We start from the raw sequence: 25714 nt of genomic DNA on the forward strand, positions 1-25714 counted from the left end.
TTAGCCCTCCCCACCCGATGCAGAGGTCGTCGATCGATCCTTCTCGCCGGACGTCACGACAGCCGAATCCTTCGCCGACGTCACCGCCGGCGCTTCATCCTCTTTCTTGCCCGGCGGCAGGCGCAGCACGAACCGCGCGGGATCGCGCATGTCGAATCGCAGCACCCCGCGCCCGAGCAGCCGGTCCACGCCATCCATGCGCGCGAAATTGACCAGCGCAGCGGCAGCATCCGCATCGCCCTCGGGGAGCATCAGCTGCTCGCCGGACTGAAAGCGCAGATCCCAGCGGCGCCCGCCAACCCAGGTCGCGCCGGCGAGCATCGGCTTGAGGGCCGGCGCGGCGTTCATCAGTTCGGCCAGCGCCTTCGTCCGCTTGTTGGCATCCGGCCCCACCACCAGGGGCAGATCGGGCAAGGCATTGGCCTCGACCGGGCCGAGCGCGACGCCGGCGGCGTCCACCAGCATCAATTGCCCGCCATTCTGCCAGACCGCAGCCGGCTGCCGCTCGACCACATCGACGATCAGCGCATCGGGCAGGCGGCGGGAAATCCGCGCCTCCTTCACCCAGCCCAGCCGCATGACCTCGTTGCGCAGATTGTCGAGATCGACCGCCAGCATCGAGCGCTCGACATATTTCACCGCGATGTCGGAGACCTGCATCTCGTCCATGCGCTCGAGCCCGCGCACCTCGATCTTGGCGACGGCAAAGCCTGCGCGCCCGGCGAGATCGTTCACCTCGGCGCGCAGCATCGCCGGCAAGCCCATGAAGCTGGCGGTGACCCACAGCAGGATGAAGAGGACCAGGCCGATCCCCCAGGTCATCAACCGATTGATCTGCGCCGGACTGAGCGGAACATAGTCGAGCAGCTTGTCCAGATTGCTCCTCGCCCGCCGCGGCTTGCGGCCGGCCCGGCCGCCGCGCGCGCCGCTCGCCGAGCCGCGCTTGATCGTCGCGCTGTTCATTGCTTCCCCCCACGGTCCGCCAGAGCCTCGGCGATGATGCTCTCTACGAGTTCGCCATAGCTCATGCCCAAATATTTCGCCTGCTCGGGCACCAGGCTCAACGCCGTCATGCCGGGCTGCGTATTCACTTCCAGCAGATACAGGCCATCGAGCCCGCGCTCGTCATCCCAGCGGAAGTCGGAGCGCGACGTGCCCTTGCAGCCGAGCAGACGATGCGCCCGCAGCGCGATGTCCATCATCGCCGCAGCCATCTCGGCCGGCACGGGCGCCGGGCAGATATGGTCGGTCAGGCCATCGGTATATTTCGCGTCATAATCGTAGAAGCCGCTTTTGGGGCGCAGCTCCGTCACCGCAAGCGCCCGGTCGCCGAGCACGGCGACGGTCAGCTCACGGCCGCGAATGAACGGCTCGGCCAGCAGTTGGTCGAAATCCTGCCACGGCCCCACCGCATCGCGCGCGATCGGGTTGCCATAATTGCCCTCTTCCGTGACGATGGCGACGCCGACCGACGAGCCTTCATTGACCGGCTTGAGCACATAGGGGCGCGGCAAGGGATCGCCGGCGAACAGGCTCTCGCATTCGACGATATGGCCGCCGGGCATCGGGATGCCATGGGGCACGAGATGCTGCTTGGTGAGCTGCTTGTCGATGGCGATGACCGAGGTTGCCAGACCGCTATGCGTGTAGGCGAAGCCCATGATGTCCATGAGTCCCTGCACGGTGCCATCCTCGCCCGGCACGCCATGCAGGGCATTGAACACGATGTCGGGATTGGCCGCGATGAGCTTGGCCGGAAAATCACGGCCCTCCGCCCGGGTCGCGCCCAGATCGATGGGCACGACCTCATGGCCGCGCTCTTCCAGCGCCTGGATGATGCCTTTCGCGCTCGACAGCGAGACATGCCGCTCGGCGGCCCAGCCCCCCATGAGCACGGCGACCTTGAGACGCTTGATGCTCATTGTCCCTGCTCCTGCGCCGAACGCCCCACGCGCTGAATCTCCCATTCGAGGGTTATGCCACTTTCTGCCTGCACGCGCCGGCGCACCTCTTCGCCAAGGGACTCGATGTCCGCACTGGTCGCCCCGCCGATGTTGATGAGGAAATTGGTGTGCTTCTCGCTCACTTGCGCCCCGCCAAGGCTCAGGCCCCGGCAGCCGGCCCGGTCGACCAGCGCCCAGGCCTTTTCGCCCGGCGGGTTCTTGAAGGTCGATCCACCCGTCTTGCTGCGCAGCGGCTGCGATTCTTCCCGCGCGGTCGCGATCCGGTCCATTTCCGCCTGAATGGCGGCCGGCTCAGCCGGAACGCCGCGGAATGTCGCCGCGATCACCACTGCACCCTCGGGCAGCGTCGAATGCCGATAGGTGAAGCCGAGCGCATCCAGCGGCAGAACAATCTGCTCGCCGGATCGCAGGATGACCTCGGCCTCGACCAGAATGTCCTTCACCTCGCGTCCATAAGCGCCGCCATTCATGCGCACGAAGCCGCCGACCGTGCCCGGAATGGAGCGGAGGAACTCAAGCCCGCCAATGCCCGCATCGCGTGCGGTGGAGGAGACCAGAATGCCAGACGCGCCCCCGCCGCACCGCAGCGTCTGCGGCGCGCTCTGGTCTACGCGCGCGAAGGCTTTGCCGAGCCGAACCACCACGCCGGGCACGCCGCCATCGCGAACGATCATGTTAGACCCAAGGCCCAGCGCCATCACCGGCACCGAGAGATCCAGCGCCGAGAGGAATTGCGCGAGGTCATCCGCATCCGCCGGCTCGAACAGCCAATCCGCCGCACCGCCTGCCTTGAACCACACCAACGGCGCGAGCGGCGCACCGCGCGTCAGCTTGCCCCGCACGGCAATACCGTCCGGGCTCAGCTGTCGATCGACGTTCACGGAAGCGGCGGGATGCATCAGGAGCGACCGCTCCACCAGCTGGACCAACGCCCGATCAGATCGGCCTGCGCCTTGCCGGCACGGTTCATGGCTTCACCCATGTCGAGCGCCGCCTGCCCCATGCCCTTCGGCCCCATGGCGGCATGGCTCTCGACGGCGTCGATCATCTCGCGCGCCATGTCGAGGCTCTTGCCATGCACCTCGATCATGCGCTCCTGCATCTCCAGGCCGATGCGCATCAGCTCCCACATCAGCCGCGCCCCTCGCCCGATGCCGCGATGGCCGGCGCCAGACCAGCCGCCCATTTGGTGATGTCGCCAGCGCCGAGGCAGACGATCATGTCATCGGCCTTCAGGTCCGCAGCGAGGGCCGCAGCAAGCGCATCGGCATCGCCGATGGTCTGCGCCGCGCGATGGCCGCGACGCTTGAGGCCGGCGACCAGCGCATCGGCATCCACGCCGTCGATCGGCTGCTCGCCGGCCGGATAGACGGGCGAGACATAGACCATGTCGGCATCGTTGAAGGATTGCTGGAACTCGTCCATCAGATCGCGCAGCCGCGTGAAGCGGTGAGGCTGCACCACGGCGATCACCCTGCCCTGCGCCCCTTCGCGGGCCGCTGCGAGAACCGCGCGGATTTCCACCGGGTGATGGCCATAATCATCGATGACGACGGCCTTGCCGCCGCCCGTCTCGATCTCGCCCACCTTGGTGAAGCGCCGCTTGACGCCGCCGAAGCTGGCGAAGCCGGTCTGGATCGTTGCATCGTCAATGCCCATCTGCAGGGCGACGCCAATGGCGGCCATGGCATTCAGAACATTGTGCCGGCCGGGCATCGGCATGGTGATGTCCGCAATGCGTCGCGTCGAGCCATCACGCTCGCGGATCTGCACGTCGAACATATTGCCACCGGGAACGGGCCGGACATTTTCGCCGCGCAGGTCGGCCTGTGCGGAAAAGCCATAGGTCACGATGCGCCGATCCTGCACGCGCGGCAGGATCGCCTGCACCTCCGGGTGATCCAGGCAGAGCATGGCGGCGCCATAGAAGGGCACATTCTCGACAAACTCGACGAACGCGTCCTTCACCGCATCGAACGAGCCATAATGATCGAGATGCTCGGGATCGATGTTGGTGACGACGGCATAGGTACCGTCCAGCCGCAGGAAGCTGCCATCACTCTCATCGGCCTCGACCACCATCCAGTCGCTGTTGCCGAGGCGCGCGTTGGAACCGTAGCTGTTGATGATGCCGCCATTGATGACGGTGGGGTCAATTCCGCCGGCATCGAGCAGCGCCGCGATCATCGAGGTCGTCGTCGTCTTGCCGTGCGTGCCGGCCACCGCGACGGTGGATTTGAGCCGCATCAGTTCGGCCAGCATCTCGGCGCGGCGGATGACGGGCACGCGATTCTCCAGCGCCAGCTCCACCTCCGGATTGCCGCGCTTGATCGCGGTGGAGGTCACCACCACGGCGGCATCACCCAGATTCTCGGCCTTGTGACCGATCATCACATTGATGCCGAGATCGCGCAGGTGCTGGATGACATAGCCTTCCGACATGTCACTGCCCTGCACGCTGTAACCCATATTGTGCATCACCTCGGCGATGCCGGACATGCCGATGCCGCCAATGCCGATGAAGTGGATCGTACCGATATCCGTGCCGACGCCCTTCATGCGCCCGCTCCCGCAAGGCCAGCCATGCGCGGCGCTTCTGCGGCCCGCACGGTGTCGATGGTCTGCGGCGCGGGGCCGAAGCTCTCGATGAGATCGCACATGTCCTTCACCGCATCCGGGCGGCCGCAGCGATGCGCGCGCTTGGCGGCGTTCTGGAGCGCGCCCGGTTCCATTGCCAGCTTCTGCATCTGGCGCGCCAGCTCGGCGGGCGTGAACTTGCTCTGGTCGATCGCGCGGGCGCCGCCCGCCTTCACCATCTCGAGGACATTATAGGCTTGGTGGTTATCCATGGCACTCGGCAAAGGTATGAGGATGGCGGGGCGCCCCGCGGCGGTGAGTTCGGCAATGGTCGAGGCGCCGGCGCGCCCGATCACAAGGTGCGACCAGGCCAGCTTGGTCGGCATGTCCTCGATATAGGTCGCCAGATCGGCAGGAATTTCCATCTCGGCATAGAGCGCGCGGACCTGCTCGATGTCCTCGGGCCGGCATTGCTGCGTGACCTGCAGCCGGCGGCGCAGGCTGATCGGCAACATGCCAAGCCCGGCCGGCACGACTTGCGAGAGGATCGACGCGCCCTGGCTTCCGCCGGTGACCAGCAGGCGCAGCACGCTCTCATCGGAGAAGACCGGGAACGGCTCGTCGCGCAGGGCCAGAACGGACTCCCGCACCGGATTGCCGACCAGATAGGTCTTGTCCGCATGGCGTTTGGCGAGGCGCTTCACATCGGGATAAGCGGTCGCGATCGCAGCCACCTTGCGGGCCACCAGCCGGTTGACGCGGCCGAGCACCGCATTCTGCTCATGCACGATCGCCGGTATGCCTGCCGCAAAGGCGCCGAGCATCGCCGGCAGCGCCGGATAGCCGCCGAAGCCCACCACGGCGGCCGGCTCGAAGGTCGAATAAAGCTGCCTGGCCATGGCGCGCCCTTCGAGAATGGCCTTGAAGCCCCTGATCCAGCCGGAAATACCGCCGGACATGCGGCCGGCCGGCAGCACATGCGTCTGCACATCCTCGAACAGGCCCGGAATCTTGGCGCCACGCTCGTCGGTAATCAGGGCGACGCGGTGGCCCCGCGCCATAAGCTCCTGCGCGATGGCGTGGGCGGGGACCATGTGCCCACCCGTGCCACCGGCAGCCAGAACATAATGCCGAAAAAGGCTCATCGCCCGCTCCATGTGACGACGTAGGGGGAGCGCGACATATACGGGTTCCGCCGGGTGAAGGCCAGCAGCAGGCCGATGCCCGAGCACAAGGCAATCATCGACGAGCCGCCATAGCTGATGAATGGCAGCGTCATGCCCTTGGAGGGGAAGATATGAATGTTCACGCCCATGTTGATGACCGCCTGCACGCCCATCACGAAGACAAGGCCGGAGGTTGCCATGACGATGAATGGATCTTCCTCATCCAGCAGCCGCAGCAGCACCCGCACGATGATGGCGAGATAGACGAGCGCAATGGCGATGCAGGCGATCAGGCCGAACTCCTCGCCGATCACCGAGAAAATATAGTCGGTATGGGCCTCGGGCAGATTGAACTTGGCGGTGCCGCCGCCGGGACCAACGCCAGTCAGGCCGCCGCGCGTGATGGTCGCATAGGCCAGCTGCACCTGATCCGGCCCCGCCGCCGGATCGACGACCGGGTTGAGGAAGGAATCGATGCGCTCACGACCATTGTCGTAGAAGAGATAGGTCAGCACGAACAGGCCGAGGCCGCCGCATGCAAAACCCGAGAGGAGCTTGATCGAGGCGCCGCCCACCAGCAGCAGCGCACCCCAGCAGGCCACGAAAATGACCGTCTGGCCGAAGTCCGGCTGCCGCATGAGCAGGAGGGCGACGATGCCGGTCAACATGCCCGTCAGCGGGATCACCGGTAGTGACGGATCGCGCGCGCGCAGCGACAGCAGCCAGGCAATCGCAACGACGAAGAAGGGCTTGAGAAACTCGGAGGGCTGGAAGCGGAAGGCGCCGCTGCCCAGCCAGCGCGAGGCGCCATTCACGCTCGTCCCGATGATCGGCACCAGCACCAGCATCACCGCGAACAGCGCCGCCAGACCGACCGCCAAACGGCGGGCCTGGGTACGCGGGAGCATGGAAATCACGATCATCAGCGGCAGACCGAGGCCGATCCACATGAGCTGGCGATAGAAGAAATAGAGGGGCGAGAGCGAGGCCGAATGGGTCGACAGCTTGGCCGCCGCCACGGGCGAGGCCGCCGCGACCGCCACCAGCCCGATCGCGATCAGCACCACGATGAGGCCGAGCAGCACTCGGTCGATCTCCCAGAACCAGATCGCCAGCGCGGTCCGCTCGCGCGGCATGGGCTTGCCGGGGCGGGCGCGCAAAGGAGACAAGGCGACATCGAGCGGCGGCGCGGTAACCGGCTTCGCCGCCTCGCCTTCGACCATGACTACGCCTTCGTCCCCGCGCTCGCTCATGCCCCTGCCCCCGTTTCTGCCCCTGCTTTATCGCGAAGCGCGGCCACGGCGGCCGCAAAGGCATCGCCCCGCGCCTCGAAATCCCGGAACTGATCGAACGACGCGCAGGCCGGCGAAAGCAGGACGATATCGCCCGGCTGCGCATGCGCGGCAGCCTCGGCCACGGCCGTGACCATCAACTCGCATTCGGTGACGGGCACGGAGGCCTCACCCAGCAGACGGGCGAACAGCGGCCCGGCCTCGCCAATGGTGTAGCCCCGCGCGATGTTGGGGAAGCCCGCCGCGCACTCATCGAGCGAATCCGACTTGGCGAGACCGCCGAGAATCCAGTGGATGCGCGACCGTCCGTCGACCGGCGGCCAGGCAGCGAGCGCCGGCGCGGTCGAGGCGGCGTTGGTCGCCTTGCTGTCGTTGACGAACAGCACGCCGTCGATTTCGGCAACGCGCTGCATGCGGTGCGGCAGGCTGACATAGCTCGCCAGCGCCTGCGCCGTCGTCTCGGGCGCAATGCCCAGCGCCTCTGCCACGGCCTTGGCGACCGCGACATTCTGCGCATTGTGCGGCCCCTGCAAGGCGGGCCAGCGGGACTGGTCCTCGGCGGCAACCGACTGGGCCGTCACGGGCACGGTCTGCGGCAGAGCATCGGCGATGCGCCGCGTCACCGCGTCGTCCACCGCAATGATCGCCGGATGATCGGGCGACTGCATGGCAAAGAGGCGCTGCTTGGACGCGACATAGCCCTCAAAGCCATCATAGCGGTCGAGATGATCGGGCGTGATGTTGAGCAGCACCGCCACGTCGCAATCGAGACTGAAGGTCAGATCGATCTGATAGCTGGAAAGCTCCAGCACATAGACGCCGCCCTCCGGCAGCGGTGCCTGCGCGAGAATGGGCAGGCCGATATTCCCGCCCATGCGCGAGGGCAGGCCTGCGGTGCGCACGATATGATCTATCAGCGCCGTCGTGGTCGATTTGCCATTGGTGCCGGTGATGCCGACCACGCGATGCGCGGGCAGGCTCGACCGTGCCAGCGCGAAGAGTTCGATGTCCCCGATGATCGGCACGCCGGCGGCGCGTGCACGGCAGGTCACCGGATGGCGGTTGAGCGGCACACCGGGTGATACGACCAGCGCGTCCAGCCCGGCCAGATCCATCTCCATCGGATCGCCCAGCTCGGCCTTGTCCGCGACCAGTGCCCGCGCATCCTCGCGCTGGTCCCAGGCGATGACATGGGCACCGCTGGCCGCCAGGGCATCGACCGTGGCAAGACCGGAGCGGGCCAGCCCCAGAACGGCATAGCGCTTGCCGGCAAAGGCGGGGGAAACGATCATCGCAGCTTCAACGTCGCAAGGCCCGCGAGCGCGAGGACGAAGGAGACGATCCAGAAGCGGATCACCACCGTGGATTCGGGCCAGCCAAGCTGCTCGAAATGATGATGAATGGGCGCCATGCGGAACACCCTTTTGCCGGTGCGCTTGTAGAAGAACACCTGAATGACCACCGACATCGCCTCTACCACGAAGATGCCGCCGATGACCGCCAGCACGATTTCGTGATGGGCCGCCACGGCGATCACGCCGATGGTGCCGCCCAGCGCGAGGCTGCCGGTATCGCCCATGAACACCGCTGCCGGCGGCGCATTGAACCACAGGAAGGCGAGGCACGCCCCGACAATCGCGCCGCACAGGATCACCAGATCGCCCGCGCCCGGCACATGGGGAATGCCGAGATAGGACGCATAATCGGCGCGGCCGACAAGATAGACGATGAGCATGAAGGCCATCGACGCCACGATCACCGGCATGGAGGCCAGCCCGTCCAGCCCGTCGGTGAGGTTCACGGCATTGCCGAAGGCGACGATGACGAAGGCGCCGAACAGATAATAAAGCGGCCCGAGGTCCAGCGCCCCGCCGCTCCAGAAGGGCAGATACAGCAAGGTGCCGTTCTGGCTGACGATCAGCCAGGTGGCGAAACCGGCGATGCCGAATTCCGCCAGCAGGCGCGCCCGGGCGGAGAGGCCCTTGTGGCTCGCCTTGGTCACCTTGTCATAATCGTCCATGAAACCGATGGCGCCAAAGCCGAGCGTCACGATGAGGCAGGCCCAGATATAGACCGAGGTGACGTTCATCCACAGCAGCACGGCGCTCGCCATGGCGGTGAGGATCATCAACCCGCCCATGGTCGGCGTGCCGCGCTTGACGAAGTGCGTCTGCGGCCCATCCTCTCGGATCGGCTGCCCCTTGCCCTGGCGGACACGCAGCCAGCCGATGAAGCGGGGACCGATCACCAGCCCGATGATCAGCGCCGTCATGATCGCGGCGCCGGCCCGGAATGTGAGGTAGCGGACCAGGTTGAAGATGCCTGGGAAATTCAGTTGTTCAGCGAGCCAATAAAGCATCAGGCCACCTCGCTTGCTGCGAGCTGTTCGACAAGTCGCGAAAGTCCGACACTGTTGGACCCCTTGACCAGCACGACATCACCGCTTTTGACCGTTAAGCGTGCGAATTCAACGGCCTGATCGACATTTGCGACATGCTCGACGGAAATTTCGCCGGCCAGAGCATCGGCGAGCGGTGCCATTTCCTCGCCGACCAGAAGCGCCACATCCACCTTCGCATCGCGAATGGCCTGCGCCAGCCCCGCATGAAGCGGCGCGGACTGGTCGCCGAGCTCCTTCATCGCGCCCAATATCGCGATCCGCCGCTGCGCCCGCTCCTCGCCAAGCTGCGCCAAGGTGGCGGCCATGGAGGCGGGATTGGCGTTATAGGCTTCATCGATGATCAAGGCCTCGCCACCGTCCGCGGTCGCGATGGGGCGGCGCGCGCCCCGGCCCGGCAGCCCGGTCATTTCCGCCAGCGCAAGCCCGGCCTGCGCCAGATCGCCACCGGCGGCCTCGACCACGGCCAGTACGCCCAGCGCATTGCTGACCCAGTGGCGACCGGGCATTCCGACCACCAGACTGAGGCGCGCCGCGCGGGTCTGCACGGTGATGCGGGTGCCGGCAGCGCCCACGGACATTTCGTCGATCAGTCGGACATCCGCCCCGGAATCGCGCCCGAAGGTGACAACTTGCCCGGCGTGACGACGGGCGTGGTCTGTCAGCAGCGGCGCATGGGGCGAGTCGGCGGGGATAACCGCCGTGCCGCCTTCGACAAGGCCTTCGAAGATCTCCGCCTTGGCCAGCGCGATCTTCTCTTCCGTCCCGAAATACTCGATGTGCGCGGGCGCAATCGTCGTGACGATGGCGACATGCGGGCGGACGAGCGCGGTCAGCGCGCGCAGCTCGCCCTCGTGATTCATGCCCATCTCGAACACGCCATAACGCGCCTCGCGCGGCATCCGCGCCAGCGAGAGCGGCACACCGACATGATTGTTATAGCTCTTGAGCGAACGATGGGCGGCGCCCTGGCTCATCCGGTCGAAGGCGGCGAACAGCGCTTCCTTGACGCCGGTCTTGCCCACGGAGCCGGTGACGCCGATGATCTTTGCCGACGTCCGTTCGCGCGAGGCACGGCCAAGGTCATCGAGGCCCTTCGCGGTGTCGGCGACGCGGACGCAGGGGCCTTCGACCGCCCGATCCACCAGCAGCCCCGATGCGCCGGACGCCAGCGCCCCTGGAATATAGGCGTGACCATCCGCGCTCTCGCCATGCAGCGCGACGAAGAGATCGCCGGTCGCGACCTCCCGGCTATCGAACGCGACGCCGCCCACCGCGAAGGCCGTGGAGGCTGTCCCGCCAGTCGCTGCGGCGATCTCGTCGGAGGTCCACAAGCTCATGCAGCGCATTCCCGCGCCACGGTGACATCGTCAAACGGCAGCACGCGATCGCCGATGATCTGACCCTGCTCATGCCCCTTGCCGGCCAGCAGCACGATATCGTCCGGCCCGGCCTCGGCGATGGCGGCAGCGATGGCAGCCCGTCGCCCGCCAATCTCCCGCGCGCCCGGCGCGCCGGCCATGATTGCGGCGCGGATCACCTGCGGGTCTTCCCCGCGCGGATTGTCGTCGGTGACGATCACGACATCGCTCAGGTCGCTGGCAACGCCGCCCATCAGCGGGCGCTTGCCGGCATCGCGATCCCCGCCGGCGCCGAACACGGTGATGAGCCGGCCGCGCACATGCGGGCGCAGCGCTTCGATGGCCGCCCGCAGCCCGTCGGGCGTATGGGCATAATCGACATAAACCGGCGCACCGGCAGTGGTGATGACGGCGCGTTCCAGCCGACCGCGCACCGGCTGCACGCGCGAGAGCAATCCCAGCACCGTCTTCAGCGCGCCGCCGGTTGCGAGGACCAGTCCGGCGGAAACCAGCGCATTGGCGGCCTGATAGGCGCCGATGAGCGGCAGATCGACCTTGTGCGTGCCGCCCTCCGCCTCGATCATAAGCGCCTGCCCAAGATGGGTCGGCGTTTGCGTGACCAGCCGCAGCGTCTCGCCGGCCGAACCGACGGTCATCAACTGCAAGCCCCGGCGACGCACATGCTCGATCACTTCGGCAGAGCGCTCGTCATCGGCCCAGATGACAGCGGCGCCGTCGTCGGCGACAACCTCGTCGAACAGCCGCATCTTGGCCGCGAAATACATGTCCATGGTGCCGTGATAATCGAGATGATCGCGGCTCAGATTGGTGAAGGCGCCCGCCGCAACGCGCGGCCCCTCGGCCCGATATTGGGCCAGCCCATGGCTCGACGCCTCATAGGCGACATGGTCGATGCCTTCCTTGGCGAGCCCGGCCAGATTGGAGAGGAAGGTCACCACGTCCGGGGTCGTGAGGCCGGTCGAAACCTGATCCACGGCCGTCGTCACGCCCAGCGTGCCGATGGACGCGGCGCCATGACCCATCATGCGCCAGAGCTGCCGGGTCAGCTCGACCGTCGAGGTCTTGCCATTGGTGCCGGTGACCGCGACCAGCGTCTGCGGATAGGGCGCGTAATAGCGCGCCGCGAGGCTCGCGAACAGGCGGCGCGGTTCCTCGGCGGCGATGTGGGGGACGCCGGCCACGCGCGCATCCGGCGCCGCGACGACAGCCACGGCGCCCGCAGCGATGGCGGCGTCGATGAAGTCCTCGCCGTTCACCCGCGCGCCGCGAAACGCGCCGAACACGGCGCCGGGCGCCACCTTGCGATGGTCCAGCGCGAAGCCGCTCACCTCGGCGTCCTTGGCCGGATCGATCGAGTCAGGCACGAGCGTGGAAAGGCGCATCATTCGGCCACCTCTTCGTCTTTGACCAACGGGGTCAGCTCAGAAATGTCGACGTCGCGGAACGCCTCGGGATAGACGCCCAGCAGCGGCGCGGCGCGCGACACGAAGGACTTCACCACCGGGGCCGCCGTATAAGCGGCCGTGCGGATGCCCGGGTAGCGCGCACTGCCCTGCGGCTCGTCCATCATCACGATGACGACGTAGCGCGGCGCTTCCATCGGGAAAGCCGCAGCGAAGGTGGAGACCAGCGAGCGACGGGCATAGCCGCCGTCCTTGGGCTTCTCGGCCGTGCCCGTCTTGCCGCCGACGCGATAGCCTTCGGCATCCGCATTGCGCCCGGTGCCGGTCTGCACGATCATCCGCAGCAACTGGCGCATCTTCGCGCTGGTCTGCTCGGAGAACACCCGGCGCGCGGCTACTTGTTCATTCGGCTTGCGCTTGAGAACGGTGGTGGGGTGCCAGATGCCACCATTCACCAGCGCGGCATATGCGCTCGCCAGATGCATCGGCGTCACGGCGATGCCGTGGCCATAGGCCGTCGTCATGATCGTCGTGCGATACCAGCGCGACGGGAACAGCGTGCCGGCCTGTTCGCGCAGCTCCACCGTGGCCGGACGGTCGAACTCCAGCGAGCGATAGGCAGCCTCAAGCGGCTTTTGCCCCATTTCATCGGCGATGCGGGCCGTGACGATGTTGCTGGAGTGCACCAGCGCCTCCGGCACCGTCAGCCAGCGGCCCAGGGGGTGGTCATCCTTGATGGTGAAGCGCCCGACCGGCAGCGGCGCCGTGGCATCATAGCGCTTGCTCATGCTGACGATGACGCCCGCATCCATGGCGATGGCGAAAGACAGCGGCTTGAACGTCGAGCCGAGCTCGTAGCGCGCCTGAACCACGCGGTTGCAGCGCGGCGACATGTCGCAGGTGATCTGGCCCCGGCGCATTTGGCCGTCCGGGCCCATCACCATCGGCGCCTCGACCGGCACCAGGCGGTTGGGATTGAATGTGGGCAGAGACGCCATCGCGATCACTTCGCCATTGCGCGAATCCAGCACGATGCCAACGGCGCCCTTGGCGCTCTGCTCCGCCATGCCGAGCGAAAGCTCTTCCTCCAGCGCGGCCTGAACGCGGCTATCGATGGAGAGCTGCAGCGGCTGCCCGCGCGTCTTTTCGTCGGTCAGCCGGTCATCGAAAGCGCGCTCGACGCCCATGGCACCGAACCCATCCCGATTGACGAAGCCGATAAGGTGCGCGGCCAGCGTGCGCTGCGGATACAGACGCTCCGCCTCGCGCGGAAACTCGATGCCGATCTCGCCCAGCGCATTCACAGCGGCGACGTCGCGCGGGACGGCACGGGTGCGGAGGTAGTTCCACTGCCCGCCCGAGGTCAGCTTGGCGTAGAAATCCGCTTCGGACTGGTCGGGGAAGATCGCGTGGAGCTTTTTGGCCAGATCGCGCGGATCGCCGAGCAGGCGGTCGCGGCGCACGGCAATGGCGTAGCCATCGATATCGCGCGCCAGCGGCACGCCATTGCGGTCGACAATGTCAGCGCGACCGGGAATCGGGATTGGGCTGGCCATGCGCTCCGCCTGGGTGCCGGCGTCGATGCCCATCCAGACCATTTTCGCCGCCATCACCATTGTGATCGCGGCGAAAATAAGCAGGAGGAGCATGATCCGGCCGTGGGCCACCGTGACCAGATCTGTCGCCTTCCGATTCTCGGAACGCGGCTCGGGCCGCGCCAAAATGGTGGCCATCAGGGCACCATGGCTTCACTTAGGGCCGGGCCGCCGAGCAGCTTCTTGTCGAGCAGGGCCAGCCGCGCTGCCTTGCGGGAGGCCGGATCGGGCTCGACAGTGCGGCGCGCCGCAGCCTCTGCCGGCGCGCGCGTTGCCGGCTTCGCCTTAACCTCCGCCACGGGCGGCCGGGGCTCGGCAGCCGAGGCGGTGCGAATGAACGCGAATTCCGAAGCGACATCGGCACCGCTGCGCGCTGCCGGCTTGTCGGGCGCTGCCGCGACCGGCGCAGGCGGGGTGTTCTGGGCCATCGCGGTCATGACGGGCGGCGGGCTGTAGCCGCCGGTCACCGGTGCCATGCGATCCAGATTGGCGAGCGCGCGCTCATTGGGCAGATATTGCGCAGGCGCCGGCACATACAGGCGCAGGTCGCTGGTGTTCCAGGCGTGGAGCTGACGCATGGTTGCCCGCGCACCGAATTCCGCCTCAAGATAGCGGATGTCGGCGCGGGTCCAGCGGATCTGGTCGATCGTATGCCGCACCGCGTTCCGCTCCGTCGCCACCTGCAGGCTGATCAGATAGGCGGCGAGCGCCCCCATGGCGACCACGAGAATCCACATGATGCTTTGCAAGCGCTTGATGGCGATCATGATCGTGCTCCCACAGATTGGTGCATGGCAGGGGCTTCAGTTCGGATGGCGCTACGCAGCGTTGCGGAGCGCGCACGGGGGTTGGACTTGAGCTCGGCATCGCCGGGGCGAACAGCGCGCGCGGGCTTCTGGAAGGTCGGCCGCACGGCGGATTTGACCTCCGGTCGGTGGCGCGAGCCGGCACCCTCCTGCCCGCTGCGCGTGCGGAGGAAATTCTTGACGATGCGATCTTCCAGGCTGTGGAAGGTCACCACCGCCAGCCGGCCGCCCGGGCGCAACACGGCCTCGGCGGCATCCAGACCGCGCTCCAGCGCATCCAGCTCGCCATTGAGATGAATGCGGATCGCCTGGAAAGTCCGCGTCGCCGGATCGGTCTTGTCGCCGGGCCGCTTGCCGAGCGCCTTGTGGACCGCGCCGACGAGATCGCCGATGGTCGCCAGCGGGCGCGCCGCCACGATGGCGCGCGCGACACGGCGCGACTGCCGCTCCTCGCCATAATGATAGAGGATGTCGGCCAGCTCGGTCTCATCGACGCGGTTGAGAAATTCGGCTGCCGTTTCGCCGGACTGGTTCATCCGCATATCCAGAGGGGCATCCGGAAAGCGGAACGAGAAGCCGCGCCGCTCGCGATCAAGCTGCATCGAGGAGACGCCGATATCCAGCGTCACGCCATCCACGCCGTCGACACCGGCCTCAGCCAGCAGCCGTTCCATCTGCGCGAAATTGCCGGCGAGCAGCGTGATCGCGCCCTCGCTGGCTGCGACGACCGCCTGCCCTTCGGAAATGGCGTCAGGATCCTGATCGATCGCGAAGACCCGCGCACCGCGCGCGGCCATGGCGCGGCTGTACCCGCCGGCACCGAATGTGCCGTCGACATGACGCTCGCCAGGGGCAATGGCAAGCGCGTCCAGCACTTCGTCGAGCAGCACGGGGCGGTGCGGCTCGGCCGGCGGGTTCGCAAGGGAAGCCGCGCTCATCAGCGCTCCTCCCGTTTGGCCTTGAGCTCATCGAGGAAAGTTTCGCATTCCTCGATGGCAAGCAGGTTCGCCGAATTCTCGGCGAGGAAGCGCTCGGGGCTCCAAAGCTGGACGAGGCGACCGCCCCCCACAATGAAGAGCGCGTCGGTGATGCCGTACAACCGCCGAAAAGCCGGCGGCAGGGTGAACCTGCCGCCGGAGTCGATGGTAACGGTCTTGATGGTGCTCCAGAAGTTCGCATCCGCCATTTCCGCGTCGAAATCCTCGCCACGGGTCATGGCGATGCGGGCGGCCTCGTCGAACTTGTTCTGAAAGAAATCGAGCTGTTTGCTGCCGAAAAGCGACACATATTTGCGGGTGGGATCGGCCCGAACAAGCATGGTGCCGGGCTGGGTGCTGTGCTCATTCAGGACGGAGCGGAACGACATCGGCAGCGCGAAGCGCCCCTTGCCGTCCAGGGCACTGGCCCCGTTCCCCATGAAATAAGCCGATGACACCCCAACGAACTCCCTGCGCGGGGCACAGGCCTTCCCGCTCCGGAAAGCACCAGGCTGACCGGTTGATAGACTCGCAAAGATACGAGTGCCCCTAGGCCTGCGGTATTAGCAGCCCACCCCCGGGGAGAAAAGGGAGAATCTTGGATAAAGTGGGAAATGATGGGAAAATCTTGGGGAGATTAGGGAGAAATGTCCTCCGTTTTTCTTATGTTCTCATTATGGCCCGTATTTGTCCGAAACATGGACTGGGAAAAGCGGGGATTGCGCACCACCAGCGCCAGCAGGAGGGAAAGGACAAGCGCAGCGGCCAGCGCGAAGCGGAGACCCCGCACCAGAGCGGCCTCGTCCTTCACCCAACGCGTGAAAGTGCCGGCCGAGACCGGCTCGTTGCGCAGCCACGCGGCGAGAACGTCCGGCGCATCGCTGGTGCGCAGCGCGCGGTCGGCCCCATCCTGCGAGGCCAGCGTCCAGAGGCGGTCATCGATCCAGTCCGCATCCGCCACCAGCAGCGCCTGCCCTCTGCCCAATCGACAGGTCGCGATGAACCCCTGCTCGGCGGGGGTGCAGCCGGCTGTCGGTTCGCGCACCACGAAGCGCGAGGCGCCTGCCACCTGCAGCAAGGCGCCTGACGCCAAGGTGCGCCGATCCGACGCCTCGCCCCCATGGCCATCGCCATGGGATTGCGCGGTGAACTCCGCAGCCTCGAGCCGCACGCCCCAATGGGCCAGCAGCGGATCGAGCAGACTCGTGAGCGGCGGCCGCCCGGGATGGACGAGCGGGCGCGGGTCCGGCCAGAGCAACAGCGGATCGGCCAGCACCACCGCGCGTCCACCCGCGCGCACCCAGCGGTCCAGCGCGACCAGTTCTTCGGGCGCCATCGCACGCGGCTGCGCCAGCAGCACGGCCTCGTGCCCAGCCAGGCTCTGATCACTCAGCGCGTCCAGAGGGTGCAGGGCGACATGGAGGTCGAGCGCGCGCAGCAAAGGCGAGCGCAGGCCGATCGACTGCGTCGCCGGCAATCCGTGAACGGCGCCCATCGCGACATCATGCAAGGGCAAGGCTGAGAACAACGCCACGCTTGGCCGATCCCCGGCGGCGGCAGATTGGGAAGCATTGCGCATGGCTGGCACGGCCCAATTCGCGACAAGCACAGCCCCTACGCACAGCGCCAGCGCCGAACCCAGCCTTACCCGGCGGGAGCGGCCTGCGACCAAGGCCCACAGACTGCCGACCATGGCCAATCCCACCGCGAGCGCGATCATGCCGGCCCAGGGCAGACGGACGGACGCCAACCCGATCAGGCACAGCGGTGGCAGCAGGACGACGGCCCACAGAGCCGCAACCGTGGGCCAGCGGAGCCTCGCAGGAGCAGCCTCGGCGCGGTCGCCCTGCCCGGCGCGGGCGGCGCGTGTCAGCAGGATGGCGCCCAGAATGATCCCCGCAGCCCCCGGCCACAGCCAATCGAGCGGATCAAGCCGTCCGGTCCGCAGGCTGGTGCCAGTCAGCCCGAGCAGGAGCGACAGGATGGCAGGGGCAAGCGTCGCCGCCAGCAGCAAGGCAGTGCGGGGCATCGCGTCAACCGGGCGACGGCTCAGGGCGTCTGCTGCTGGGTGGGGCGCTGCGATTGGGCCTGATCGCGGTCCTGATCCATGCGCTGACGCAATTGCGGATCGGGCTCCAGATCGGGTACGGGTGACGGCAGGATGGGCGCGGCGCTGTCCGATGTGGTCGGGGTAACGCCCAGATCCGCCAGCGGTTCATTGTTGGTCGGCGCCGGGGTGCCGGTCGTATTGGCGCCACCGGTCTGTGCGGCGGCGGACGACGCATCGCTCGACATGGTCGCCGTATCGCTCGTCCCATCCTGACGGACGGCATCGACGATCAGGTTCGCCAGCGTAACGACCAGCAGCACCGCGGCCAGCCCCACCAGGCCGATCTGCACGCGCTGCAATTCTTCACGATGGGCGCGAACGTCGCTTTTGCGGCTCACCGCTTCCCGTTCAGGCCGACTGTCCGCCATCCTTGCGCTCCCTAGTCCGCCAACCATGGAAAAGGCGCCAATCCCTTGGAAACCAGCCAGTCCCGATTGTAAAGCGTGGAAAGATAGCGCAGGCCCGTGTCGCACAGGATGGTGACGATGCGGCTGCCCGGCCCAAGCTTGCGCCCCAGCGCCACGGCGCCAGCCACGTTGATGCCGGTGGACAGGCCAACGCACAGCCCCTCGCCCATCAGCTTCTCGACCCACATCATGCCTTCTTCGTCAGACATGCGGAACTGCGTGTCGATCGGCGCGCCTTCGAGATTGGCGGTGATGCGCCCTTGCCCGATCCCCTCGGCGACCGACGAGCCTTCCGCCTTCAGCTCGCCATGGGCGTAATAATTGTACAGTGCCGCGCCATAAGGGTCGGTCAGCGCAATGGTGATCGCCTCGCTCTTCTGCTTGAGGCCGAGGCCGACGCCCGCAAGCGTGCCGCCCGTCCCTGCCGCGCAGGTGAAGCCGTCGATCCGCCCTTCCATCTGCGCCCAAATTTCCTCGGACGTGCCTACGATATGGGCCTTGCGATTGGCGATATTGTCGAACTGATTGGCCCAGATCGCGTTCGGCGTTTCCTCGGCGAGACGGCGCGAGGTGTGCACGAAGTGACCGGGATTGGCATAAGGCGCGGCGGGGACGAGCACCAGCTCGGCACCGAGCGCGCGCAACGTGTCCATCTTCTCGCGGCTCTGCGTCTCGGGCATGACGATGATCGTGCGATAGCCCTTGGCATTGGCGACCAGCGCGAGGCCGATGCCAGTGTTGCCGGCCGTCCCTTCGACGATGGTGCCGCCGGGCTGCAGCAGGCCTTTTTCCTCGGCATCTTCCACGATGAACAGGGCAGCGCGGTCCTTGACCGAGGCGCCGGGGTTCATGAACTCGCATTTGCCGTAGATTTCGGCGCCGCTGGCCTCGGAGGGACCGGCCAGCCGGACAAGAGGCGTATTACCGATGAGGGAGATCGTATTGGGATGGACGGTCATAGCGACTGACTAGGACGACGAAGCGCGCTGAGCAAGGCAGGAGATTGCATGGCCGCCGCAAGCCCAGCTTGTCCCGCAGCGCTGCCGGAACGCGCTTATTCGGACCGGACGAGCGCCTGCTCGTCTTCGCCCTGTTCGCGGGCCGCGCGCCGATCCGTAAACCAGATGAAAATCAGCGTCATTTCGTAGAGGATGATGAGCGGAATGGCGAGCATGAGCTGCGAAACCACATCGGGCGGCGTGAGAACCGCCGCCACAGCCACCGCACCGACGATGAAATAGCGCCGCGCACCCACCAATTGCGCGCGCGAGACGATGCCGGCGCGATTGAGCAGCATCACCAGCACCGGCAGAAGAAAGCTGATGCCGAAGGCCAGGATGAACTGCATGACGAGGCTGAGATAGCTGTCCACGCTGGGCAGCGCTTCCAGCTGCATCCCGCCCGCATCGCCCTGAAAGCGCAGGAAGAAGTGAAATGCGGTCGGCATCACCAGATAATAAGCAAAGGCCGCGCCGCCGACGAACAGGATGGGCGTTGCCAGCAGGAAGGGCAGCAGCGCCCGCTTTTCCTTGGCATAAAGGCCCGGCGCGATGAACGCCCAGAGTTGGTTGGCGGTGATCGGGAAGGAGATGAAGAAGGCGCCGAACATGGCGACCTTCAATTCCACGAAGAACGCCTCATAAAGCTTGGTGTAAACGAGCTTTCCGACCGTGTTGCCAAAGCCCTGCTTGAGCGGCTCCACGAGAAAACCGAGAATGTCGCCCGCAAAATAATAGCAGACCGCGCCGGAAATGAAGAGCGCGGCGACGCAGCGCAACAGGCGCTTTCTCAGCTCGATGAGATGATCGAGCAGGGGCGCCTTGGTATCGTCAATGTCCTTCATGCGGTACGCGGTCCGTTCGGCTCGTCGGAGGTGCCAAGCGGCAGGCTGGACTGCGCCATGCTCTCGCTGGCGGGCGCGTCGGGCTTGTGCGCCGGGCCGGCATCCTCGACCGTCTCGCCGGGATGCGGCGGCGCGTCATCGGCGGCGACCTTGTCGTCGCGATCTCCTAGCAATTCCGGCGCGCTATGATCCTGCAGGGCGGGTGCGCTCGCCGGATCGCTGAACTCCGTATTGCGGGTTTCGTCCATGATCTTCTGGTTTTGCTTGGCCCACTGCTTTTGCAGCTCCTCAAGCTCGGCTTCGCGCACCATGGCGTCGATGCCGCTGCGGAAATGGCGCGCCATGCCGCGCGCCTTCCCGACGATCTGACCGAATTTATAGAGCGCGCGCGGCAAATCCTTGGGGCCGATCACGAGGACCGCCACCACCGCGATCAGCAGCAGCTCTGTGGACGCAATGTCAAACATGCCAGGTTGGCCTGATCAGACCGCCCGGATCAGCTTTCGAGCTTCTGCTCTTCGCGCGTCGCGCTGCTCTCGCCGGCTGCGGACTGGCGATCGATGCGCTGCGCAGGCTTCGCCGCGCTCGCCGTATCGCCGTCATCATCCGCAAGGCCCTTCTTGAAGCTCTTAATACCCTTGGCGACATCGCCCATCAGGCTGGAGATGCGTCCGCCGCCGAACAGCAGCACGATCACCAGCACCAGTACGACCCAGTGAATCGGGGAACCGAAACCCATCAGAAATCTCCTGTGAATGCGCCCTAACTAAGCCCTGCGGGTCCATAGCGCAATGGCCATCCCGGCATCAGCCCTTGCCTCATCGAATAAGGCGATCAGTCCTCATCTTCTTCATCTTGTGGGTCATTTTCAAGACTCCCCTGCAAATCCAGCGATTCCATCGCCAGATCGACCGGATCGAGCAGGCCGGCAGCCCGCAGATCGTCGATCCCGGGCAGATCGCGCCGACTGGAGAGGCCGAAGTGGCTGAGAAAATCAGGGGTCGTCGCATAAGTGAGCGGCCGTCCCGGCACCTCTCGCCGCCCCGCCGGGCGCACCCAGCCCGCCTCCATCAGCACGTCCAGCGTCCCCTTGCCGACCTGCACGCCGCGAATCGCCTCAATCTCCGCGCGGCTGACCGGTTCGTGATAAGCGATGATCGCCAGCGTCTCCACCGCCGCCCGGCTGAGCTTGCGCGGCTCCTCCCGCTCGCGGCGCAGGATATGGCTGAGATCAGCCGCCGTCTGGAAATGCCAGCGCCCGCCCCGCTCGACCAGTTCGATCCCGCGACCGGCATAATGCGCGGCCAGTGCCGACAGGCAGCCCCGGATATCGCCGTCCAGCCCGCTATGCCGCTGGATCTCGGCGACCGTCAGCGGCGCCTCGGCCGCGAACAGCACGGCTTCCACGAGACGTTCCATCTCGCTCGCAGCATGGGACTCCGGCGCGCTCATGACGGCACCGCCGGCGCGCGCAGATACAGCGGCGCGAACGTCTCTTCCTGCCGCAGTTCCACGCGACCCAGCCGCGCAAGCTCCAGCGCCGCCACGAAACTGCTGGCCAGGGCCGAGCGGCGCAGTTGCGGATCGGCGGTTTCGGGCAGGAACCGACCCAGCTCCGCCCAGTCCAGCTCCATGCCGATCAGGCGCGACACCCGCTCGATGGCTTCATCCAGCGTCATCACCGGCCGGCGATGGACGATGTGGATGCGCGGCGCCGTCCGCGCCTTCACCTGCCCATAGGCCTGAATGATGTCGAACAGGCTGGCCTGCCACACGATTGCGCGGGGCCGATGCAGCCCTTCCGGCGATGCGCGGGGGAAGACGTCCCGGCCCAAGCGATCCCGCGCCATCAGACGTGCGCCCGCCTCGCGCATCGCCTCCAGCCGCTGCAGCCGCAGATGCAGGCGCAGCGCCAGTTCTTCCGGCGAGGGCTCGGGCTGCGCTTCCTTGGGCAGCAGCAGCCCGGATTTGAGATAGGCGAGCCACGCCGCCATCACCAGATAATCGGCGGCCAATTCCAGCCGCAGTTCCGCCGCTTCCTCGATGAAGCGCAGATATTGCTCGACAAGGGCGAGGATGGAAATCTCGCGCAGATCCACCTTCTGCGTCCGCGCCAGCGCCAGCAACAGATCGAGCGGCCCCTCCCAGCTTTCCACGGAGACGGTGAGGATGGCATCGCCCGGCAGGCGGCGGACAGGCTCCATCCACTCGCCATCGAACAGCCCGGTCGGCGCCTTATCGGCAGGCTGGACGGGCGAGCTGGCGCTCATGCCGGCGCGAGGGCCAAGAGCGCGTCGCGCGTGGCCAGCGCCTTCTCGCCCGGCCAGGCCGGATCGGCCCCGGCGGCGATGCTCGCCATCGCCCGGTCCAGCCGCTCACGCGCCGCATCGGAGATGTCAGGCAAGCGCGCGGCGATGGCCGTCATCTCGTCCATCCGCCCCCAGCAGTTGAGCGCGAGATCGCAACCGGCCGCGACCACCGCTTCGGCCAGTTCATCCGCCGGACCGTTCAGCGCCTTCATGTCGAGATCGTCGGACATCAGCAGGCCATCAAAGCCAATGGCGCCGCGAATAATCTCGCGAATCACATAAGGCGACAGGCTGGCTGGCCGATCCGCATCCCAGGCGGTGTAGACGATATGCGCGGTCATGCCCGCCGGGGCGTGACGCAGCGCCCGGAATGGCGCGAGGTCGCGCTCCATCTCGTCGACGCTGGCCGAGACCGTGGGCAAAGCGAGGTGGCTGTCGACCAGCGCGCGGCCATGGCCCGGCATATGCTTGACGATGCCGGCGACGCCGCCGTCCCTCAGCCCCTCCAGCGTTGCCCGGCCCAGCGCCGCGACGCGCATCGGCTCAGCGCCGAAGGACCGATCCCCAACAATGTCGCTCGCGCCGGGATAGCGCAGATCGAGCACAGGGGCGGCATTGGCGGTGATGCCGACATCCGAGAGCATGGCACCCAGCAGACGCGCATTGCAGCGCGCGGCTTCCATGGCGCTGGAGGGCGCGACATCATAAAGGGCATCGAAGCGTGCGGCGGGGGGACAGTCCGGCCAGTGCGGCGGGCGCATGCGCGCGACGCGGCCGCCTTCCTGATCGATCATGATGTACAAATCGTCCCGCCCGGCGATCTCGCGCAGCTCGTCGGTCAGCGCGCGCATCTGCGCGGGGTCGACGATGTTGCGGCCGAACAGGATATAGCCTGCCGGGTCGCAAGCGCGGAACAGCGCCCGCTCTTCCGCGCTGACGCGCTCGCCGGCAAGGCCGAAGATGACCGGCTTCATCGCGCCGAGATCACCGGACGACGATGCAATTTTCGCCCGCCACGCGCAGCCGGCCGCAGGTGGCGGTGGCATCCGCCGGGGAAGCGACGCTGGCGCGCAGGCGATACAGGGTGCGTCCGCCCGTCTCGACCGGCTCGACGCTGTGCTTGAGGGCCGAGAGATAATCGAATCGGCCGGACTGCTTCTTCCAGACCTCCTCGGCGATGGCGCGCGAGGCAAAGGCGCCGAGCTGCACGCGCGGCCCGGTCAAGGTGTCGACATCCTCGACCTTCGCCGGAGCTGGCGCCGCCGGCTTGGGCGTGGCGGCCGTCTTGACCGGCGCGATGACGGTGGGCTTGGCCGCCGGACGCTCCGCCGGGACAGCCAGAGCCGGCGCGGTCGGGCCGGTCTGCTTCAAGTCGTCACGCGGTGCTTCCGGCACGCGGCTCGCGTCGATGCGCCCCGAAGCCTCCCGGCCCTCGCTGGCTGCAAAGGCTTCGTCCCCTTCCCCATCGAAGGTGCGCGCGTCCGACGCGTTGGCCGGAACCTTGTAATCCTTGTTCTCCGCCGCAATCAGCGGCGCCGAGCCATCGCTGCCGCTGCGATCGCGGTTGCTGAACAGATAGCCGCCGGCGACAATCACACCGAGCAGAACGAGGCCCAGCACCGCCAGACCGACAATGCGGATCGGGGACACCCTTTCGGTCTCTTCCTCGATTCCTGCGGGCTCCAGCCAGGGCAGCCGGTCCTCGTCATCAAGATTGAGACCGTTGTTCGGCTCCCCGGCTGACATCAGTTCATCTCCTCAAGCGCGCTGACGCCCATCAGGGCCAGGCCGTTCTTGATAACCTGACCGATTCCGGCGCTCAAGTGCAGTCGCGCCGCCGTGAGGCCCGCATCGCCCGCGACGATCACGCGCCGCTCGGGCTGATCATTGCCGAGGTTCCACCAGCCATGGAAGCTGGCGGCAAGATCGTAGAGATAGAAGGCGATGCGATGCGGCTCACGCGCATTGGCGGCAGCCTCGACTACGCGGGGGAAGGTGGCCAGCTGCTTGACCAGATCCAGCTCCTCCGGGCCGAACAGCGCGCTGTCCGCCGCGGGCAGGCCGTCCGGGAAGCTCTCCTGCACCCGGCGCGCCAGCGAGGAAATCCGCGCATGGGCATATTGCACGTAGAAGACCGGATTGTCCTTGCTGGCTTCCACCACCTTGGCGAAGTCGAAGTCCATCTGCGCATCGGCCTTGCGTGTCAGCATGGTGAAGCGCACGACATCCTTGCCGACCTCCTCGACGACGTCGGCCAGCGTGACGAAATTGCCGAGCCGCTTGCCCATGCGGACCAGCTCGCCATTGCGCATCAGGCGCACCATCTGCACCAGCTTGACGTCGAACTGGACCTTGCCGCCGGTCAGCGCCGCCACGGCGGCCTTGATGCGCTTGACGGTGCCGGCATGGTCGGCGCCCCAGATGTCGATCAGCTGGTCGGCATTCTCGGCCTTCTGGGCATGATATGCGAGGTCGGTGCCGAAATAGGTCAGCCCGCCATCGGACTTGCGCACCGGCCGGTCGCTATCGTCACCGAACTGCGTCGCCCGGAAGAGCGTCATCTCGGTCGGCTCCCAGTCGTCAGGCAGTTCACCCTTGGGCGGCTCCAGCACGCCCTGATAGATGAGGCCCTCCGCCTCCAGCCGGGCCAGCGCCGCATCGACGCGGCCGGCCTGCTGCACGGCCGCCTCGGAGGCGAAGACATCATGATGAATGCCGAGCAGCGCCAGATCGGCGCGGATCATGTCCATCATCGCGGCGACGGCACGCTCGCGGAACAGGTCGAGCCAGTCCGCTTCCGGGGCTCCGACGTAGCGGTCACCGAACTCCGCCGCCAGCGCCTGACCGATGGGGATCAGATATTCGCCCGGATAGAAGCCGTCGGGGATCGCGATGGTCTCGCCCAGCGCCTCCCGGTAGCGCAGATGCACCGAGCGACCGAGCGTCTGCACCTGCGCGCCGGCATCGTTGATATAATATTCGCGGATGACGCTGTGCCCGGCATATTCGAGCAGCGCCGCCAGCGCATCGCCGACGACCGCGCCCCGGCAATGGCCCATGTGCATTGGCCCGGTCGGATTAGCCGAGACATATTCGATGTTGACGCGCACGCCCTTGCCCATCGTCGAGCGGCCATAGTCCGTGCCAGCCGCATGGATGGCTGCCAGCTCGTCTTCCCAGGCGGTGCGGACAAGACGCAGATTGATGAAGCCGGGGCCGGCGATCTCCACGCCGTCGACATCCGCCAGCGCCCGCAGCCGGCCGGCGATCAGCTCGGCAAGGGCACGGGGATTGGTGCCGGCGGGCTTGGCCAGCACCATCGCCGCATTGGTCGCCATGTCGCCATGCGAGGGGTCGCGCGGCGGTTCGACGGTCACGGCGGCGCGATTGAGGCCGGCGGGCAATTCGCCAGCCTGCACCATGTCGTCCAGAAGGCCGTCCAGCGCGGCGGCGATACGAGCGAAGATATTCATCGGGTCAGCGGT

26 protein-coding genes are annotated in these 25714 nt (G+C 66.7%); all 26 read right to left on the reverse strand.

What is annotated here, in order from left to right:
- The 26 genes from M2335_RS13485 to argS all read right to left on the reverse strand — a co-directional run bounded on the left by M2335_RS13485 (position 1) and on the right by argS (position 25702).
- Positions 1-963, reverse strand: a complete 963-nt coding sequence (locus M2335_RS13485) for a cell division protein FtsQ/DivIB (RefSeq protein ID WP_264574587.1) — start codon at positions 961-963, stop codon at positions 1-3.
- The gene (locus tag M2335_RS13490; RefSeq protein WP_181558868.1) at positions 960-1922 is read right to left on the reverse strand and encodes a D-alanine--D-alanine ligase; all 963 of its coding nucleotides are present in this window, start codon (positions 1920-1922) and stop codon (positions 960-962) included. Before M2335_RS13490 ends, M2335_RS13485 begins: the two co-directional genes overlap by 4 nt.
- Positions 1919-2863: a UDP-N-acetylmuramate dehydrogenase gene (gene murB / locus M2335_RS13495; RefSeq protein WP_264595017.1), complete on the reverse strand. Its 945-nt coding sequence runs from the start codon at positions 2861-2863 to the stop codon at positions 1919-1921. Before murB ends, M2335_RS13490 begins: the two co-directional genes overlap by 4 nt.
- On the reverse strand, positions 2863-3096 hold the full coding sequence (locus tag M2335_RS13500) for a hypothetical protein (RefSeq protein ID WP_181558866.1): 234 nt from the start codon (positions 3094-3096) through the stop codon (positions 2863-2865). Before M2335_RS13500 ends, murB begins: the two co-directional genes overlap by 1 nt.
- Positions 3096-4523, reverse strand: a complete 1428-nt coding sequence (murC, locus tag M2335_RS13505) for a UDP-N-acetylmuramate--L-alanine ligase (protein ID WP_264595018.1) — start codon at positions 4521-4523, stop codon at positions 3096-3098. The genes M2335_RS13500 and murC overlap by 1 nt, the downstream gene beginning before the upstream one ends.
- Entirely contained in the window at positions 4520-5686 is a 1167-nt protein-coding gene (murG, locus tag M2335_RS13510; RefSeq protein ID WP_264595019.1) for an undecaprenyldiphospho-muramoylpentapeptide beta-N-acetylglucosaminyltransferase, read from the reverse strand. The genes murC and murG overlap by 4 nt, the downstream gene beginning before the upstream one ends.
- On the reverse strand, positions 5683-6843 hold the full coding sequence (gene ftsW, locus M2335_RS13515; protein ID WP_264572369.1) for a putative lipid II flippase FtsW: 1161 nt from the start codon (positions 6841-6843) through the stop codon (positions 5683-5685). The genes murG and ftsW overlap by 4 nt, the downstream gene beginning before the upstream one ends.
- A gap of 113 nt (positions 6844-6956) precedes the next feature.
- Positions 6957-8291, reverse strand: coding sequence for a UDP-N-acetylmuramoyl-L-alanine--D-glutamate ligase (gene murD / locus M2335_RS13520; protein WP_264595020.1), 1335 nt, complete (start codon positions 8289-8291; stop codon positions 6957-6959).
- Positions 8288-9358: a phospho-N-acetylmuramoyl-pentapeptide-transferase gene (gene mraY, locus M2335_RS13525; RefSeq protein WP_264572201.1), complete on the reverse strand. Its 1071-nt coding sequence runs from the start codon at positions 9356-9358 to the stop codon at positions 8288-8290. The genes murD and mraY overlap by 4 nt, the downstream gene beginning before the upstream one ends.
- Positions 9358-10737, reverse strand: a complete 1380-nt coding sequence (locus M2335_RS13530; RefSeq protein WP_264595021.1) for a UDP-N-acetylmuramoyl-tripeptide--D-alanyl-D-alanine ligase — start codon at positions 10735-10737, stop codon at positions 9358-9360. The genes mraY and M2335_RS13530 overlap by 1 nt, the downstream gene beginning before the upstream one ends.
- A complete protein-coding gene (locus M2335_RS13535) occupies positions 10734-12161 on the reverse strand; it encodes a UDP-N-acetylmuramoyl-L-alanyl-D-glutamate--2,6-diaminopimelate ligase (RefSeq protein ID WP_413716147.1) in 1428 nt (475 codons plus the stop codon). The genes M2335_RS13530 and M2335_RS13535 overlap by 4 nt, the downstream gene beginning before the upstream one ends.
- Positions 12161-13915, reverse strand: coding sequence for a peptidoglycan D,D-transpeptidase FtsI family protein (locus tag M2335_RS13540; RefSeq protein ID WP_264595023.1), 1755 nt, complete (start codon positions 13913-13915; stop codon positions 12161-12163). Before M2335_RS13540 ends, M2335_RS13535 begins: the two co-directional genes overlap by 1 nt.
- The gene (locus tag M2335_RS13545; protein WP_264578307.1) at positions 13915-14544 is read right to left on the reverse strand and encodes a colicin transporter; all 630 of its coding nucleotides are present in this window, start codon (positions 14542-14544) and stop codon (positions 13915-13917) included. Before M2335_RS13545 ends, M2335_RS13540 begins: the two co-directional genes overlap by 1 nt.
- On the reverse strand, positions 14541-15521 hold the full coding sequence (rsmH, locus tag M2335_RS13550) for a 16S rRNA (cytosine(1402)-N(4))-methyltransferase RsmH (RefSeq protein ID WP_264595024.1): 981 nt from the start codon (positions 15519-15521) through the stop codon (positions 14541-14543). Before rsmH ends, M2335_RS13545 begins: the two co-directional genes overlap by 4 nt.
- Positions 15521-16000, reverse strand: a complete 480-nt coding sequence (locus tag M2335_RS13555) for a division/cell wall cluster transcriptional repressor MraZ (protein WP_220128503.1) — start codon at positions 15998-16000, stop codon at positions 15521-15523. Before M2335_RS13555 ends, rsmH begins: the two co-directional genes overlap by 1 nt.
- 197 nt (positions 16001-16197) lie before the next feature.
- Entirely contained in the window at positions 16198-17589 is a 1392-nt protein-coding gene (locus M2335_RS13560) for a GldG family protein (RefSeq protein ID WP_264595025.1), read from the reverse strand.
- A gap of 20 nt (positions 17590-17609) precedes the next feature.
- Entirely contained in the window at positions 17610-18038 is a 429-nt protein-coding gene (locus M2335_RS13565; RefSeq protein WP_264595026.1) for a hypothetical protein, read from the reverse strand.
- Between the two features lie 11 nt (positions 18039-18049).
- Positions 18050-19036, reverse strand: coding sequence for a cysteine synthase A (locus tag M2335_RS13570; RefSeq protein WP_264595027.1), 987 nt, complete (start codon positions 19034-19036; stop codon positions 18050-18052).
- A gap of 95 nt (positions 19037-19131) precedes the next feature.
- Entirely contained in the window at positions 19132-19920 is a 789-nt protein-coding gene (gene tatC, locus M2335_RS13575; protein WP_264574577.1) for a twin-arginine translocase subunit TatC, read from the reverse strand.
- Positions 19917-20387 carry a Sec-independent protein translocase protein TatB gene (tatB, locus tag M2335_RS13580; RefSeq protein WP_264595028.1) on the reverse strand — a complete coding sequence of 157 codons (471 nt, stop codon included), beginning with the start codon at positions 20385-20387 and terminating at the stop codon, positions 19917-19919. The genes tatC and tatB overlap by 4 nt, the downstream gene beginning before the upstream one ends.
- A 29-nt stretch (positions 20388-20416) precedes the next feature.
- On the reverse strand, positions 20417-20659 hold the full coding sequence (locus tag M2335_RS13585) for a twin-arginine translocase TatA/TatE family subunit (RefSeq protein WP_181558851.1): 243 nt from the start codon (positions 20657-20659) through the stop codon (positions 20417-20419).
- A 95-nt stretch (positions 20660-20754) separates the two neighbouring features.
- Entirely contained in the window at positions 20755-21372 is a 618-nt protein-coding gene (gene scpB / locus M2335_RS13590) for an SMC-Scp complex subunit ScpB (protein ID WP_264595029.1), read from the reverse strand.
- Positions 21369-22124 (reverse strand): segregation and condensation protein A, encoded by a 756-nt coding sequence (locus tag M2335_RS13595; RefSeq protein WP_264585986.1) that lies wholly within the window; start codon positions 22122-22124, stop codon positions 21369-21371. Before M2335_RS13595 ends, scpB begins: the two co-directional genes overlap by 4 nt.
- Positions 22125-22186: 62 nt before the next feature.
- The gene (nagZ, locus tag M2335_RS13600) at positions 22187-23203 is read right to left on the reverse strand and encodes a beta-N-acetylhexosaminidase (RefSeq protein ID WP_264595030.1); all 1017 of its coding nucleotides are present in this window, start codon (positions 23201-23203) and stop codon (positions 22187-22189) included.
- A gap of 10 nt (positions 23204-23213) precedes the next feature.
- On the reverse strand, positions 23214-23975 hold the full coding sequence (locus M2335_RS13605; protein ID WP_181558849.1) for an SPOR domain-containing protein: 762 nt from the start codon (positions 23973-23975) through the stop codon (positions 23214-23216).
- Complete coding sequence (argS, locus tag M2335_RS13610) at positions 23975-25702, reverse strand: arginine--tRNA ligase (RefSeq protein WP_264595031.1); 1728 nt, start codon at positions 25700-25702, stop codon at positions 23975-23977. Before argS ends, M2335_RS13605 begins: the two co-directional genes overlap by 1 nt.
- Between the last annotated feature and the right edge of the window lie 12 nt (positions 25703-25714).

The sequence above is a fragment of the Sphingobium sp. B12D2B genome (assembly GCF_025961775.1).
Classification (GTDB): Bacteria; Pseudomonadota; Alphaproteobacteria; order Sphingomonadales; family Sphingomonadaceae; genus Sphingobium.

Excerpts from the sequence above, each read along its gene's own strand:
- M2335_RS13535 (WP_413716147.1), bottom strand. The coding sequence starts at position 12,161 with ATGCGCCTTTCCACGCTCGTGCCTGACTCGATCGATCCGGCCAAGGAC.
- M2335_RS13545 (WP_264578307.1), bottom strand. The coding sequence starts at position 14,544 with ATGATCGCCATCAAGCGCTTGCAAAGCATCATGTGGATTCTCGTGGTC.
- M2335_RS13500 (WP_181558866.1), bottom strand. The coding sequence starts at position 3,096 with ATGTGGGAGCTGATGCGCATCGGCCTGGAGATGCAGGAGCGCATGATC.
- rsmH (WP_264595024.1), bottom strand. The coding sequence starts at position 15,521 with ATGAGCGCGGCTTCCCTTGCGAACCCGCCGGCCGAGCCGCACCGCCCC.
- M2335_RS13485 (WP_264574587.1), bottom strand. The coding sequence starts at position 963 with ATGAACAGCGCGACGATCAAGCGCGGCTCGGCGAGCGGCGCGCGCGGC.
- M2335_RS13555 (WP_220128503.1), bottom strand. The coding sequence starts at position 16,000 with ATGGGGAACGGGGCCAGTGCCCTGGACGGCAAGGGGCGCTTCGCGCTG.
- murG (WP_264595019.1), bottom strand. The coding sequence starts at position 5,686 with ATGAGCCTTTTTCGGCATTATGTTCTGGCTGCCGGTGGCACGGGTGGG.
- M2335_RS13565 (WP_264595026.1), bottom strand. The coding sequence starts at position 18,038 with ATGGCGGACAGTCGGCCTGAACGGGAAGCGGTGAGCCGCAAAAGCGAC.
- tatB (WP_264595028.1), bottom strand. The coding sequence starts at position 20,387 with ATGTTTGACATTGCGTCCACAGAGCTGCTGCTGATCGCGGTGGTGGCG.
- murB (WP_264595017.1), bottom strand. The coding sequence starts at position 2,863 with ATGCATCCCGCCGCTTCCGTGAACGTCGATCGACAGCTGAGCCCGGAC.
- M2335_RS13570 (WP_264595027.1), bottom strand. The coding sequence starts at position 19,036 with ATGACCGTCCATCCCAATACGATCTCCCTCATCGGTAATACGCCTCTT.
- tatC (WP_264574577.1), bottom strand. The coding sequence starts at position 19,920 with ATGAAGGACATTGACGATACCAAGGCGCCCCTGCTCGATCATCTCATC.
- murC (WP_264595018.1), bottom strand. The coding sequence starts at position 4,523 with ATGAAGGGCGTCGGCACGGATATCGGTACGATCCACTTCATCGGCATT.
- murD (WP_264595020.1), bottom strand. The coding sequence starts at position 8,291 with ATGATCGTTTCCCCCGCCTTTGCCGGCAAGCGCTATGCCGTTCTGGGG.
- M2335_RS13585 (WP_181558851.1), bottom strand. The coding sequence starts at position 20,659 with ATGGGTTTCGGTTCCCCGATTCACTGGGTCGTACTGGTGCTGGTGATC.
- nagZ (WP_264595030.1), bottom strand. The coding sequence starts at position 23,203 with ATGAAGCCGGTCATCTTCGGCCTTGCCGGCGAGCGCGTCAGCGCGGAA.
- M2335_RS13605 (WP_181558849.1), bottom strand. The coding sequence starts at position 23,975 with ATGTCAGCCGGGGAGCCGAACAACGGTCTCAATCTTGATGACGAGGAC.
- argS (WP_264595031.1), bottom strand. The coding sequence starts at position 25,702 with ATGAATATCTTCGCTCGTATCGCCGCCGCGCTGGACGGCCTTCTGGAC.
- mraY (WP_264572201.1), bottom strand. The coding sequence starts at position 9,358 with ATGCTTTATTGGCTCGCTGAACAACTGAATTTCCCAGGCATCTTCAAC.
- M2335_RS13490 (WP_181558868.1), bottom strand. The coding sequence starts at position 1,922 with ATGAGCATCAAGCGTCTCAAGGTCGCCGTGCTCATGGGGGGCTGGGCC.
- scpB (WP_264595029.1), bottom strand. The coding sequence starts at position 21,372 with ATGAGCGCGCCGGAGTCCCATGCTGCGAGCGAGATGGAACGTCTCGTG.
- ftsW (WP_264572369.1), bottom strand. The coding sequence starts at position 6,843 with ATGCCGCGCGAGCGGACCGCGCTGGCGATCTGGTTCTGGGAGATCGAC.
- M2335_RS13530 (WP_264595021.1), bottom strand. The coding sequence starts at position 10,737 with ATGAGCTTGTGGACCTCCGACGAGATCGCCGCAGCGACTGGCGGGACA.
- M2335_RS13560 (WP_264595025.1), bottom strand. The coding sequence starts at position 17,589 with ATGCCCCGCACTGCCTTGCTGCTGGCGGCGACGCTTGCCCCTGCCATC.
- M2335_RS13540 (WP_264595023.1), bottom strand. The coding sequence starts at position 13,915 with ATGGCCACCATTTTGGCGCGGCCCGAGCCGCGTTCCGAGAATCGGAAG.
- M2335_RS13595 (WP_264585986.1), bottom strand. The coding sequence starts at position 22,124 with ATGGAGCCTGTCCGCCGCCTGCCGGGCGATGCCATCCTCACCGTCTCC.